This window comes from Sphingobacterium suaedae (assembly GCF_042684625.1).
Lineage (GTDB): Bacteria > Bacteroidota > Bacteroidia > Sphingobacteriales > Sphingobacteriaceae > Sphingobacterium > Sphingobacterium suaedae.
Window position 1 is genome coordinate 193,122 of record NZ_JBHULR010000002.1, and the last position, 12,240, is coordinate 205,361.

The 12,240-nt window shown below is 42.6% G+C and carries 13 protein-coding genes; 6 read left to right on the plus strand and 7 right to left on the minus strand.

Annotation, left to right across the window (positions count from 1 at the left end; genetic code table 11):
* Positions 1 to 47 precede the first annotated feature (47 nt).
* The 5 genes from ACFSR5_RS03155 (at position 48) to ACFSR5_RS03175 (ending at position 4,821) form a co-directional block, all read left to right on the plus strand.
* A complete protein-coding gene (locus ACFSR5_RS03155) occupies positions 48 to 509 on the plus strand; it encodes a hypothetical protein (RefSeq protein ID WP_380900627.1) in 462 nt (153 codons plus the stop codon).
* A gap of 77 nt (positions 510 to 586) precedes the next feature.
* The gene (locus ACFSR5_RS03160; protein WP_380900629.1) at positions 587 to 1,636 is read left to right on the plus strand and encodes an aminotransferase class I/II-fold pyridoxal phosphate-dependent enzyme; all 1,050 of its coding nucleotides are present in this window, start codon (positions 587 to 589) and stop codon (positions 1,634 to 1,636) included.
* Between the two features lie 223 nt (positions 1,637 to 1,859).
* A complete protein-coding gene (locus ACFSR5_RS03165) occupies positions 1,860 to 2,144 on the plus strand; it encodes an HU family DNA-binding protein (protein WP_085473406.1) in 285 nt (94 codons plus the stop codon).
* A gap of 6 nt (positions 2,145 to 2,150) precedes the next feature.
* Positions 2,151 to 2,984, plus strand: a complete 834-nt coding sequence (locus ACFSR5_RS03170) for a tetratricopeptide repeat protein (protein ID WP_380900632.1) — start codon at positions 2,151 to 2,153, stop codon at positions 2,982 to 2,984.
* 283 nt (positions 2,985 to 3,267) lie between these two features.
* Positions 3,268 to 4,821 carry an Rne/Rng family ribonuclease gene (locus tag ACFSR5_RS03175; RefSeq protein WP_380900634.1) on the plus strand — a complete coding sequence of 518 codons (1,554 nt, stop codon included), beginning with the start codon at positions 3,268 to 3,270 and terminating at the stop codon, positions 4,819 to 4,821.
* 29 nt (positions 4,822 to 4,850) lie between these two features.
* Here the strand turns inward: ACFSR5_RS03175 and miaA are convergent, their stop codons facing one another.
* The 3 genes from miaA to ACFSR5_RS03190 all read right to left on the minus strand — a co-directional run bounded on the left by miaA (position 4,851) and on the right by ACFSR5_RS03190 (position 7,911).
* The gene (gene miaA, locus ACFSR5_RS03180) at positions 4,851 to 5,834 is read right to left on the minus strand and encodes a tRNA (adenosine(37)-N6)-dimethylallyltransferase MiaA (RefSeq protein ID WP_380900636.1); all 984 of its coding nucleotides are present in this window, start codon (positions 5,832 to 5,834) and stop codon (positions 4,851 to 4,853) included.
* The gene (locus ACFSR5_RS03185; protein WP_380900638.1) at positions 5,813 to 6,985 is read right to left on the minus strand and encodes a Gfo/Idh/MocA family protein; all 1,173 of its coding nucleotides are present in this window, start codon (positions 6,983 to 6,985) and stop codon (positions 5,813 to 5,815) included. Before ACFSR5_RS03185 ends, miaA begins: the two co-directional genes overlap by 22 nt.
* 146 nt (positions 6,986 to 7,131) lie before the next feature.
* Entirely contained in the window at positions 7,132 to 7,911 is a 780-nt protein-coding gene (locus ACFSR5_RS03190) for a hypothetical protein (RefSeq protein ID WP_380900640.1), read from the minus strand.
* Positions 7,912 to 7,984: 73 nt separating this feature from the next.
* Here ACFSR5_RS03190 and def point away from each other — a divergent pair, with 73 nt between their 5' ends.
* Positions 7,985 to 8,572 carry a peptide deformylase gene (gene def / locus ACFSR5_RS03195; RefSeq protein WP_380900642.1) on the plus strand — a complete coding sequence of 196 codons (588 nt, stop codon included), beginning with the start codon at positions 7,985 to 7,987 and terminating at the stop codon, positions 8,570 to 8,572.
* A 41-nt stretch (positions 8,573 to 8,613) separates the two neighbouring features.
* Here the strand turns inward: def and ACFSR5_RS03200 are convergent, their stop codons facing one another.
* The 4 genes from ACFSR5_RS03200 to ACFSR5_RS03215 all read right to left on the minus strand — a co-directional run.
* Entirely contained in the window at positions 8,614 to 9,216 is a 603-nt protein-coding gene (locus ACFSR5_RS03200) for a trimeric intracellular cation channel family protein (RefSeq protein ID WP_380900644.1), read from the minus strand.
* A 136-nt stretch (positions 9,217 to 9,352) separates the two neighbouring features.
* Positions 9,353 to 11,152, minus strand: coding sequence for a M56 family metallopeptidase (locus ACFSR5_RS03205; protein ID WP_380900646.1), 1,800 nt, complete (start codon positions 11,150 to 11,152; stop codon positions 9,353 to 9,355).
* 2 nt (positions 11,153 to 11,154) lie between these two features.
* A complete protein-coding gene (locus tag ACFSR5_RS03210; protein ID WP_380900648.1) occupies positions 11,155 to 11,517 on the minus strand; it encodes a BlaI/MecI/CopY family transcriptional regulator in 363 nt (120 codons plus the stop codon).
* Between the two features lie 535 nt (positions 11,518 to 12,052).
* Positions 12,053 to 12,240, minus strand: a 188-nt coding sequence (locus tag ACFSR5_RS03215) for a hypothetical protein (protein WP_380900650.1), incomplete at its 5' end; no start/stop codon positions are given.

The following is a 12,240-nucleotide window of genomic DNA, read 5'->3' on the forward strand; positions in this document are numbered from 1 at the left end:
TTGCATATCATGATGCATTTAGGTATGTTTAATAGGAAATCATAAATATGAAAAAATTATATCTTTTTTTTATCGTTTTACTTAACATAAGTCCCTCTTTAGCGCAGGAAAGAAGCGGAAATAAGTGGATATGGGGGCCTTCTGTTGGCTGGCAATATCAGAGCGGAAACTTTTTAAAGGCGTCCGGTTGGGGACTTTTTGCCCCAAACGACAGACAATATGTCAAACTTGACGCTGGAGCTAATTTCACATGGATGCGTAGCCAGACGACCGTTATTCCCGAGATTGGAGTTACCTACTATATCAGTAATAAGTTGATTTTTCCTTTTGTAAAAGCAGAGGTTACGCCGTATACACTTACACCGAAATTGGGAATAGGTCTTTTATCCATTATCGATTTGGGGCTTGGATACGGATTTGACATTCAAACAAAAGACAATTTCAAGCCAATTCAAGGGGTGACCGGCTCCATCAGTTTAAACATCCCACTTAACTTTCATTTACACTAAGAAGATAGATCGCGCTTTTATGCGGCTTTCGAATCATGTCGGTAAAAACATGTAGATTTGTCGTATAAAGAGGTCGCATGCGAAATTTTCAGAATTTAACCCAATCGACTGGTCGGTTGGTGACTGCCCATCAAGAGAACTATCTGTTTTTTGGCGGTACCGCGTATTTGGGATTGATGGTCGATCCGGAGTATATTGAAATTTATAAACAAGGGATCGATCGTTATGGTTTAAATAACGGTACATCGCGAAATAACAACATACAGTTAGGTGTATATGGAGAAGCCGAGGAAAACCTAGCGGAACGTTTTCGGTTCGACGCGTGCCTGCTCCTTTCGAGCGGCTATCTGGCGGCTCAAATGTGTATACATTTTCTAGGACAATTGGGCGAGATATGCTATGCGCCGCATGCGCATCCCGCGTTGTGGAAAACACCTCAAAAATCGACAACAATCGATTTTTCTTCTTGGGCGAGACAAACTGTCGCTTATATTAACGCATCGGCTGAAAGAACGTTCGTAATCGTCTCGAATACATTGGACAATTTAACTCCTGCTGTTTATGATTTTTCCATTTTTGGCGAAATTTCAGAAACGAAACAGATCTATTTCTTGTTAGACGATTCACATGGCATTGGTGTGCGCGAAGCAAATTCTTGTTTCATAGATATCAATGTCCTCCGTGGAAAAAACCGGGAGATCATAGTCGTCGCGTCGTTAGCCAAGGGAATGGGGACCGATGCTGGTGCTGTTTTTTGTTCCAAGGCGATGGCTCAACTGTTTCGGACGACACCTTTTTTCACGGGCGCGTCGCCAGCAGCTCCCGCAGCACTGTATGCATTAATGGAAGGTGAGCAAGTGTACCGAAAACAGGTTATCCAGTTGCAACGGAATATACAACTATTACGAGGCGAAGCAAGCCTTTCGCTTAAGAGTTTGCCGGGCTTTCCGGTTTTTACATTGGAGATGCCAGAGGCTTTTGCGCAGCTCGCGCAAAAACAGATACTTATTTCCAGCTTTCCGTACCCATTGCCGCAAGACCCTGTTTTAAATAGAATTGTGCTTTCTGCGCTACATAATCCGACAGATTTGGAACGATTGGTTTCAGCCCTCAAGTCACTTGAATAAGATGTTGAAAACTAAACACCTATGGATGGAAGCGCATGAGAATAATCGACATTAATTTTTCTGAATCCAGTTAAATATCTGATACAGAAAAGTTTCCCGAGCGTCACGTTTGTTAAAAAAACAGAAATAAATTTTTAAACATCATAAAAAAAAGATACTTTTGCATCCCCAAAGTGCTATTGCGTTAAGGGTTGAGAAATAAATAATTACAGTAAAAACAGATATGACTAAAGCAGAAATTATTGCGGAGATCTCTAACAAAACGGGCTTAGAGAAGGTAGATGTTCAAGAAACAGTTGAGGCATTTTTTAAGGTGGTAAAAAATGCGATGATTAGCGGAGAGAATGTATACGTGAGAGGTTTTGGTAGCTTCGTAGTGAAGAAAAGAGCAGAAAAAACAGCGCGTAACATCTCGAAAAACACAGCCATCATCATTCCAGCGCACTTCGTGCCCAGCTTTAAACCGGCAAAAGTTTTTGTTGAAAAGGTTAAACAAGGAAACAAGTAAGAATTTATGAATACCAAACAACTCATAGTAATCGTGATAGTAGTTGTGCTTATGGGCGCCCTACTTGCGCGTCCTATAAAAGGTTTGGTAACCGAAGATAAAGGAGCAAAAGCGTCGGCAACAAGCACATCTTCGTCTGCTTTTAACTTCCAAAGTGTATCTGACATTACCAAACAATCCATAAACGCAAGTTTGGCGCAGGAGATTACGGCATTGGAGGAAAAGGCAGCGAATGCGGACGGCGACGAGAAGCTTGCTTTATTGGATCAACTTGCAAAAAAATGGGATGATTTAGCCAAATATGCGCCTCAAGGATTTATTTTTGAGGAAATGGCAAAAATTTCTCCTAAATTTGAATATTGGTTGAAAGCGGGAGATGCCTACCGGTCAGCATATACCAATTTGCAGGATACGGCGATGGCAGCTGAGCTCAACCGATTGGCTATCCAATCGTATGAGAAAGCGACTGAACTGGATGCAAGTAGTTTGGATGCAAAGACCGGCTTAGGTGCAGCTATGGTCACCGGTACGAATAATCCGATGGCAGGTATTGCATTGCTAAGGGAAGTTGTCGCCAAAGACCCAAAAAATATTCAAGCAAACAAAACATTGGGATTGTTTTCATTGCAATCCCGTCAATTTGACAAGGCTATTGAACGTTTCAAAACCGTAGTTGAATTGAAGCCTGACGCTGAAGCGTATTTTTATTTAGCAACAGGTTATGAAAATATCGGGTTGAAGAATGAGGCTATCGCTGCTTTTCAAAAAAGTAAAGAGTTGGCCGCTGACCCTACCCTGTCACAGTTCATTGATAAGCGTATCGATGAATTGAGTAAGTAATTAACATATTAATTTATAATCATTTAAAAAACATTAAAGCTATGCCAAGCGGAAAAAAAAGAAAAAGACACAAAATGGCTACTCACAAGCGTAAAAAACGGTTAAGAAAAAACAGACACAAGAAAAAATAAGCTTGTTGGTCTTTTAGGCAGAAGCCGCATAAGACGTTGTACAATCTATGGTTTCGCTTCGGTAAAACTATAGATTGTATTTTTTCATTAACGAGTTTTTATGTTTTATCATACCCCATATAACTGGTGTGCGGGTGTTAATCAAGTAGCTGTTGGTAAAGGAACTAATTATCGATTCAACTCCCGACAAAGGAGTGACTATTGCTTTACTACAGGACAAACAGCTTGTTGAGCTGAACAAGGAACAGGCCGATAATAATTTTGCCGTAGGAGATATTTATCTTGGGCGGATCAAAAAAATTATGCCGGGTCTAAATGCCGCTTTCGTAGATGTAGGCTACGAAAAAGATGCGTTCTTACATTATTTGGATTTAGGGCCCCAGGTTCAGTCTTTGCTCAAGCTTACACGTATAGTAAAGAACGGCAGTTATCAAGAGAAGCTGCTCAATAGTTTGAAGCTTGAAAAGGACATAGACAAAGCAGGAAAAATTTCGGATATTCTGAGCCGAAATGTGCTTTTGCCGGTACAGATTGCTAAAGAACCGATTTCGACGAAGGGACCTCGATTAAGTTCGGATCTCTCCATTGCTGGTCGGTTTGTAGTGCTGGTTCCGTTTTCAAGTACAGTTTCCATCTCCAAGAGAATTAAAGGGAATGCGGAACGGACAAGACTGAAGAAGATTGTAGAAAGTATTAAACCTGCAAACTTCGGCGTTATTATCCGTACGGTATCCGAAGGCAAAGGTGTTGAGGAATTACAAAAAGACCTTTTGGATTTAATCTCTAAGTGGGAACTTTTTACCAAGCGCCTTAAAAATGCAGAACCGTCTCATAAGGTATTGGGCGAAATGGATAGAGCATCTACCATTTTACGCGATATCTTAACTGATGAGTTTGCACATATTCATGTCAATGATAATGCACTTTACGATGAGGTAAAGTCGTATGTGCAGGAAATTTCGCCTGATCTGGAAAAGATAGTGAAGCTCTATAAACATAAAGAGCCGATCTTTGACCATTTCGGTGTGGAAAGGCAAATTAAGGCGTCTTTTGGCAAGACGGTAAACCTGCAAGGTGGTGCATATCTTGTGATAGAACACACCGAAGCGCTCCACGTGGTGGACGTAAATAGCGGCAACCGCATTGCTAGTAAAGAGAATCAAGAAGAAAATGCGCTCCTCGTAAATAAGGAAGCTGCGAAAGAAATCGCAAGGCAATTGCGCTTGCGTGATATGGGAGGGATTGTTGTGATCGACTTTATAGATATGCACAAACCTGCCAATCGAAAAGAGTTGTATAGTTTTCTGAAGGAATGTATGGCGAATGATCGTGCAAAACATACAATTCTTCCGCCAAGTAAATTTGGTCTGGTACAGATAACAAGGCAACGCGTTAGACCCGAAATGAGTGTTGTGACCAGTGAAAAGTGTCCAGCTTGTGAGGGTACTGGCGAAATCCGCTCTAGCATTGTATTGCTTGATGACATTGAGAATAATTTGAGTTTTATTCTCCAGGAACAGAACGAAAAAGGAGTGACGCTGTGCGTTCACCCTTATATAGGCGCCTACATCACGTCAGGTTTGTTCTCTAGACGGCTCAAATGGTTTTTCAAGTACGGCAAGTGGATTAAAATTAAGACCGTATCATCTTATTATTTAACGCAATTTCGATTTTTTAATAGTAAGGATGAAGAAATTAAGTTATAAAAAGAAATTACGAAAAGGGGTGACGAAAGTTACCCTTTTTTGTTGGTGATGATGTGTAGTACTTCCTCGAGTTGATCGTCCATGTTGTCTGCACGTAACCAATGTATGGACAGACCGTCTTTTTCCATTTTACGGAAGAATGTCATCTGTCTTTTAGCATATCGATGTATTTCCGTCTCCAGCTTGTTAAAAAACGAGCAACGGTCGAATCGCCCTTGGATATAAAGGGATGTATATTTGTATTCTAGGCCGAAATACTGTAAATCGTCATGAGTGAGTCCTTGTGATAACAGTTCACGCACCTCTGCTTCCAACCCGCCCTCTAACCGTTGTGTCAATCGGTCGCTAATGCGTTTACGGCGTGTTTCCAAGGTCGGATTGATCCCGAACAGGATGGCGGGATAAGAAAAAGATGGTGAATCTAGAATGCGGAAACCACCTTGCAGCGCTTCCATGATTTCCACGGCCCGAATAAGTCGTTTGTGCGAAGTGAAGTCAATCTGAAAGTCGTCAGGAACCCTGTACAGATGTATCCGCTGTATGAGCTCATCTTTGTCCAAACCCGCGAGTTTCTCTCGAAGGGTTATATTGACAGGAACGTGCATATACGGTTGGAAAGTAAACAAAGATTGCATGTACAGCCCCGTTCCGCCAACTGCAATTGGTTTTTTTTTGTCAGACAAGATGTTACGATAAGCCCGATGGAAATCCTGCTGGAATTGGGTCACATCATACCGTTGCTTGGGATCGCAGATGTCGATAAGGTGGTAAGGTATATGCTTATATTCTTGCAGATCTTTTCCTGTGCCAATGTCCATACCGCGGTAAACTTGTCTGGAATCTATGCTGATGATTTCACCATCAATGGTTTCCGCGAGGGCAACGCCCAATTTCGTTTTTCCTGATGCGGTAGGTCCTAAAATTACGTATAATAAATCAGGTGGAAGGTATCCTCCCACCTGTGTATAAAGCGATGGACTAGTTGTTTGTATCACACCACAAATGTCGTCCATTTTTCGTTGCTCTCATTGCTGGCAACGACGTTTTGTACGAATGCCATTCCCCGTACCCCATCTTGTACAGATGGAAAGTCAAGTTCCTCTGCTGTCGGTGTTCTGCCCTCTCGTTTTGCGCTCGCCGTGGCAGCAAAATTCCGGTAAATGTTGGCAAAGGACTCTAATAGTCCCTCGGGGTGGCCAGCAGGAATACGTGTGTTGTGCGTCGCGAACGAGCTTAGTGTGTAAGGAGCCGCATATGCGTTGCCTGTACGATAGATTTGCCTCGGTTGATCCAGCATCTTAATGATCAGGTTATTTGGATCTTCGTTAGCCCATTCCAAGCCTCCTTTTTCACCATACACACGAATACGAACAGCATTTTCTTCCCCTGCCGAAATTTGTGAAGCCATAAGGACGCCCTTTGCGCCGTCTTCGAAGCGTAATAGGACGGAGCCGTCGTCATCTAATAAGCGACCTTCCACAAACGTTGTCAAATCAGCACACAATTGAGTAATACGTAGACCGGTAACATATTCCGCTAAATGCGCAGCATGTGTCCCGATATCACCCATAACCAACGATAAACCGGATTTTTTGGGATCCGCTCGCCACGCAGCGCCGGCATTTCCTTCGCGCTCAGTCAGGCGGCTCAACCATCCTTGTGGATATTCTACAACTACTTTGCGAATCTTTCCGAAATGCCCATCTTTTACCATGGCCTTAGCTTGTTTCACCATTGGATAGCCGGAATATGTATGGGTTAAACAGAGCGTACGTCCTGTTCTTTCAACAGTCGCCTCCAATTCCTTTGCCTCCTCCAAGCTCACGGTCATTGGCTTTTCGACTACTACGTCGAAGCCGTTTTCCAAAGCAAGTTTTGCGGGGCCAAAATGGAGAAAATTTGGTGTTACGATGGTCAGAAAATCCATGCGCTCTCCTTCTGGAAGTTCCAGCTCCTTCCTAATCATCTCTTCATAGTTCGCATACACCCTTTCTGGTGCAATAAAAAGCTCTTCGCCGGATTGTCTGGATATCTCTGGATCCACACTGAAAGCTCCACAAACTAACTCTATTTTACCATCCATAAAGGCCGCTATACGGTGTACGGCGCCGATAAACGCATCTTTGCCACCGCCAACCATACCCATACGTAATTTACGTTTCATAAGATTGTCTTAAGTTTAAGGTTTCTTTTTCTTTGGTTAAACTTAGATAAATTTGCCTTTATATGCAATTTTAATTGCGGAATATCACACCCGCCACACGGAGGGGTCCGAATAATACGGTTATCAATTGCATGTGAAGTTTGTCCTTAAAAACGTAAGAGCAGTTTTGTGCTCCCCGCATTGCTTCGAAGATAACCGAACGGTTGCTCGTGTTGAATATTTTCAAGATCTCGTTCGTTGCGAACAGGTGTCCGCTGATCGCCCATGATCCAATACTGCTGTACACCAGTTATTCCTAGTGTTTCGAAGCCCAGAGTCTGGAGACTGGAATCTTGAGACCAATCGCGGTCTACATAAGTCATAATGTCATTAGGTTGGAAATCCACTGCAAAAGCTCTAATCAGTTTGGAGATACCTCCTACCACACGATAACCGGACTTATGGCAAAAACGTAGAAGTTCGAAAGAGCGATAATCAGATGGTTGGTCGCGCATATGCCGGCCTCCACTAAAGACGGCTATAGACACCAGTTCGCCCTGATGGTAAAGACCGTAGCGATATTTTCCGGTAAGTGGAGCGTTTAGATGATGCTCTTCCAAAAAATCAGCCGTAGCGCGTTTATCTATGCGGGCGACCACGGTTTGGCGTGCGTAGATAGTTTTTCCCTTCCCAAACAAACTGTAAAGACGTTGCAGTATCTTGTTTTGATGCAACAGTAAATAGTCTGCATCAATATGATAGGTCTTGTGTGAAAAACCGGTAAGGCGCCCTCCGGAAACCGGACCATATATAGCAATTGAAAAAAGAGGTGACTTGGAATGGAAAACCGTCGCTTGGCTCATCTCTTCTCGCTTCAGGACAGTGTTTAGTTTTTTCTCCAAGAGACTTACGAATGTATTGATGTGCCTGTTTATTTCTGTTTTCATCCCTTCACAAAGTTAGTATAATCTAAGTCGGAATAAATTATTATTGATACCTTTGCACAGAAATTAAGAAAGTATGAAATTACCTATTGTTGCATATGGCGACCCTATTCTGAGAAAAAAAGCGGAAGAGATTGATGAAGATTATCCAAACCTTAAGCAGCTCATTGAGGATATGTTTGAAACAATGTATGCCGCTAGAGGAGTTGGTTTGGCTGCTCCTCAGGTAGGTTTACCAATTCGACTATTTGTAATTGACGCCTCTCCATTTGCAGAGGATGATGAAGATGGAGCAGGCGATCCTTCCTTGAAGGATTTTAAGAAAGTTTTAATAAATCCCATTATTCTCGAGGAAACTGGTGAAAAATGGGCATTCAACGAGGGCTGTTTAAGTATTCCTGATGTCAATGAAGAAGTTATTCGTCCTGCGAATGTGTTGATTAATTACTTAGATGAGCATTTTGAGGAACAGGAAGTACAATTGACAGGCCTAGCGGCGCGGATTGTCCAACACGAATATGATCATATCGAAGGGAGACTCTTTGTGGATAAATTAGGGCCGCTGAAAAAAGCGATGTTGAAAAGCAGGCTTGATGCCATATCCAAAGGCTTAGTCCGTGTAGGCTACAAAATGAAATTCCCTAACCTGAAGAAAAAAAGGTAAGCGCCTTTTTTTCTTCAGGTTTCTGCAATAGCGAATTTCAGTTAACCACCGATTACCGGCAGAGATAACTTGTAACGAACGGCGATTAAGCGGATTAAGAATATCACTCCGGCAGATACGAAGGCGTTGAACGTACTATCCGTGCCGATGATACCTAATACGACGTATAAAATGGCGCCAGATAGGCAAGCTGTGGCGTAAATTTCTTTCCGGAATATGAGTGGCGTCTCATTCATTAATGTGTCTCGTATAACACCACCCATTACAGCCGAAAACATACCTAAGATAATGGCAGCAATTTCTGTACTGCCATGGGTAAGTGATTTCTGTACACCAACAATGCAGAAAAAGCCGATACCTATCGCATCAAATAGAAAGAGCGTTCGCGCTAGTCGATCCAGTTGTTTATTCGCTAGTATCGAAATGCTGACACCGGCAAGAATAGCCATCAAGTAATTGCCATCATCCACCCAAACAGGCCTAAGGTTAAGGAATACATCGCGCAGCGATCCCCCGCCGATTGCCGTAACGAAGCCGGTAAAAGTGGCACCGAAAATATCAATATGTTTTCGGTTGGCAGCCATGGCTCCCGAAATAGCGAAAACCATTGTACCTAGTAAATCAATGGAATAAATGATGTTCATGGGTATGCCGAGCTAATCTCTTATGGAGACAATAATACGTAAAAATATGAAACCTAGGCAAAAGAACGAAGGACGTTTGTGTCTAACGTCCCTCGGGTTTTTTTAATGCGTATTCTTAAGTTGGATCTTAGGCTCGTTAGTCAAGTCCTTTTTTTAGGCGGAGATCCTCTAACTCCTGCTGATGTTTCCGTTGTAGTTTTTGGTATTCTGGCGAATCATGGAGTTCACTCAACTTTTTCAATTTTTCTTTCCATTCCGGCGACGCGTAGTATGTTGCAATTTTTTTAGCATGATCTTCGATTTTTGCTAGTTTTTGCTTCCATTCCGGGGAGTCATAATAGTCTTCTATGCTGTGCGCGTCAGCTTCGATTTTTGCAATGTGCTGTTTCCATTCCGCAGAATTATAATATTCTTCTACTCTTTTGGCGTTCGCTTCAATCTTAGCTAGGTGTTGTTTCCACTCCGGAGAGTTATAATAATCCTCCACTTTTCGCGCGTTAGCTTCAATTTTTGTCATATGCTGTTTCCACTCCGGTGAGTCAAAATAGGCCTCTGCTTTTTTAGCGTTTGCCTCTATATCGGCGATGTGTTGTTTCCAGGCAGGCGATTTGAATTGCTCTTCGATTTGTTTAGCATTGGCTTCTATTTTCGCGAGATGTTCTTTCCACTCCGGTGAATTATGAAAACGTTGGAGCTCAGCGGTGCTTCGTTCGAGCTCTTTCAGTTGAGCTTTCAGTGCAGGAGGTTCTGTTGGCGCGATCGGAGGATGGATCGTATCAGAACGCAAATTAAAGGAGATTCTTCCGTTGGTTGGTGTAATAGTGTCTCCAGTTTCTTCTAACTCGTCGCAATTTTCTGGATGAAGCGCGCCTTCTGAAGAAGACGGTCGGGGAGATATGGGTACGGAAGAAGCTCTGGTGGAAATTTCCTTGGGCAGGGGATGTTCCTTCTCGGGGGAAATCCAAGCAACCATAAATAGCGTGAGTGAGCTTAGTGCGACAGCAATAAGGTGCTGCTTTACATTGATATAATTCTTTTCCATTTTTGTGATGCGTTGAATGCGGTGTAATAAGTGTTGCTTTTTTCCGATGGCGGCCATGGCATAAATGGGGGCGGCATCATTGCGGAGTAATTCCACCGACATCAGTGCTTGAGCATATGCGATGGGTGAAGGTACTTGTTCGACGACGACGTCGTCACATGCATGTTCACGTTCAGTTTCTATATGTCTAGAAAATAACCATACGAACGGATTGAAAAATAGAACCGTTTCAATCGTAACCTTAAAAAGATTTAGCAAATAATCGTTTCTTTTAATATGAGCCAACTCATGGATTAATATAGACTCTACTTGTTTTAGCTCTAAATTGTTCGCAAAAGCCAGCGGAAATAAAATAATTGGTTTAATGTGACCCAATGTTAAGGGAACAGATATTTTTTCGGAAAGAAACAAATTCACATTCCTGTTAATTCCTAAATTGGTGCAAATCCGTTGAAAAGATTCTTCCCACGTCATAGGAGGTTCTGCTAAACCACGATGTCTGAGGTAGTGCAATTTCGAGAAACTGTTGGTAAAAATGATCAATTGTACGAACAGGCCTACCATATATACAGAACTAAACCAAGGAAACAGCGGCTCTATCCTATCAAAAAAACTCGTTGAAAGCTGTTCGTAGTGACTCGTTGCACCGAAGGCGTAAATGCTTGTTCCGGAAGATAGAGGAGTTGCCTCGACATAATGTGCAAAGGTGACAATAAATGCAAAGAAAATAGAAGCCTGTCCTAAGACCGCAATAATATATTTATTCCTTGACGACAGTTTGGGTAGTAGAATGTATACGAGACAAAGAAGACTGTATAGTAATATGCCCTGCCAAATGGAATGTACGATGCTCCAACCTAAGGCATGCGTAACTTGTTGAAAAAAACTATTCATGACTATGCGTTTTCAAGGTTATCTAAATATGCTTTTATCAAGTCAATCTCCTCTTTACTCGCCCGCTGATTTCCTAATGCCTGCATGACAAGTCGTGCAGTCGATCCGTTATATACGGTGTCAATCATTTTATCCAAAAACTGGTGCTGGGTTTGCTCTTTGCTTAACAACGCTTTATAAATATGTGTTTTGGATGACGTATCACGCGACACCATTCCCTTTTCGAACATAATCTGCATCAGTTTAAGCGTACTAGTATATCCTACATCTTTTTTATTTAAGAGTTCATGTACTCTCCTTACACTGCTATCTCCTTGGGTCCAAAGAATTTGCAGAATTTCCATTTCACTGTCTGTTGGCTTCATATCGATCTACGAATGTTTTCGTATTCAAATGTACGAAGTATTTCGTAGTTTCAAAGAAAAAATTAAAAAAATTAGGAATACTGAGATTGAGCTGTTAATGAGATGCGGAAATTCAGCATGAGACTGCCACTCCCTCCCCCCCCTCTCGGGTTTTTACGCGATAAGCCCCTACACATATCTCGGCCGCTAGCGGCTCCGCTTGAATGCGAACAGCCTGTGACAATCATCCAGCGCAAGGATAAAACCAAAGGCAGCCCAAGGGTAGCCCTGGGTAATCACTTTGCCAGCCCCTGTTAAGGGAGGTCGCATAGCGGAAGCGGGCCTTTTTCTTTCCTTTGTGCGCTGCTTTCTAAAAAATATCGGCCAGGCTTACAGGCTGTTGCGGCGTATCGGCCAAAAAAAGGCCCGGGATGCTTGGAAGTAAGGGCCCGGAGTCCCTATCTTTGCACCACTCCGCGATGGAGGGACAGCACTGAAAAGCGGAAAAAGGGATTACGGCACGGCCGGATACCGGTTAAAAAAAGAAGCGCGGGAATTATTTTAAAATAAATTTTGCGGAACCGGAAAAACCTTTTACCTTTGCAGTCCCAAGCGAGTCGAGGGAAACAAAAACGATAGTACGCCGGGCATTAAAGCCCGGAAAAAATAGTCGAAGCGCGATGCGGAGACGATAGGAGTTCTTTAAGAAAATGATCATGTAGCGTAACGAGTAACCGATTGGTG

What these genes read in the sequence shown, in the direction of transcription:
- def (WP_380900642.1), top strand. Translation starts at nt 7,985, where the DNA reads ATGAAATTACCTATTGTTGCATATGGCGACCCTATTCTGAGAAAAAAA.
- miaA (WP_380900636.1), bottom strand. Translation starts at nt 5,834, where the DNA reads ATGGACGACATTTGTGGTGTGATACAAACAACTAGTCCATCGCTTTAT.
- ACFSR5_RS03210 (WP_380900648.1), bottom strand. Translation starts at nt 11,517, where the DNA reads ATGAAGCCAACAGACAGTGAAATGGAAATTCTGCAAATTCTTTGGACC.
- ACFSR5_RS03160 (WP_380900629.1), top strand. Translation starts at nt 587, where the DNA reads ATGCGAAATTTTCAGAATTTAACCCAATCGACTGGTCGGTTGGTGACT.
- ACFSR5_RS03155 (WP_380900627.1), top strand. Translation starts at nt 48, where the DNA reads ATGAAAAAATTATATCTTTTTTTTATCGTTTTACTTAACATAAGTCCC.
- ACFSR5_RS03170 (WP_380900632.1), top strand. Translation starts at nt 2,151, where the DNA reads ATGAATACCAAACAACTCATAGTAATCGTGATAGTAGTTGTGCTTATG.
- ACFSR5_RS03185 (WP_380900638.1), bottom strand. Translation starts at nt 6,985, where the DNA reads ATGAAACGTAAATTACGTATGGGTATGGTTGGCGGTGGCAAAGATGCG.
- ACFSR5_RS03190 (WP_380900640.1), bottom strand. Translation starts at nt 7,911, where the DNA reads ATGAAAACAGAAATAAACAGGCACATCAATACATTCGTAAGTCTCTTG.
- ACFSR5_RS03200 (WP_380900644.1), bottom strand. Translation starts at nt 9,216, where the DNA reads ATGAACATCATTTATTCCATTGATTTACTAGGTACAATGGTTTTCGCT.
- ACFSR5_RS03165 (WP_085473406.1), top strand. Translation starts at nt 1,860, where the DNA reads ATGACTAAAGCAGAAATTATTGCGGAGATCTCTAACAAAACGGGCTTA.
- ACFSR5_RS03205 (WP_380900646.1), bottom strand. Translation starts at nt 11,152, where the DNA reads ATGAATAGTTTTTTTCAACAAGTTACGCATGCCTTAGGTTGGAGCATC.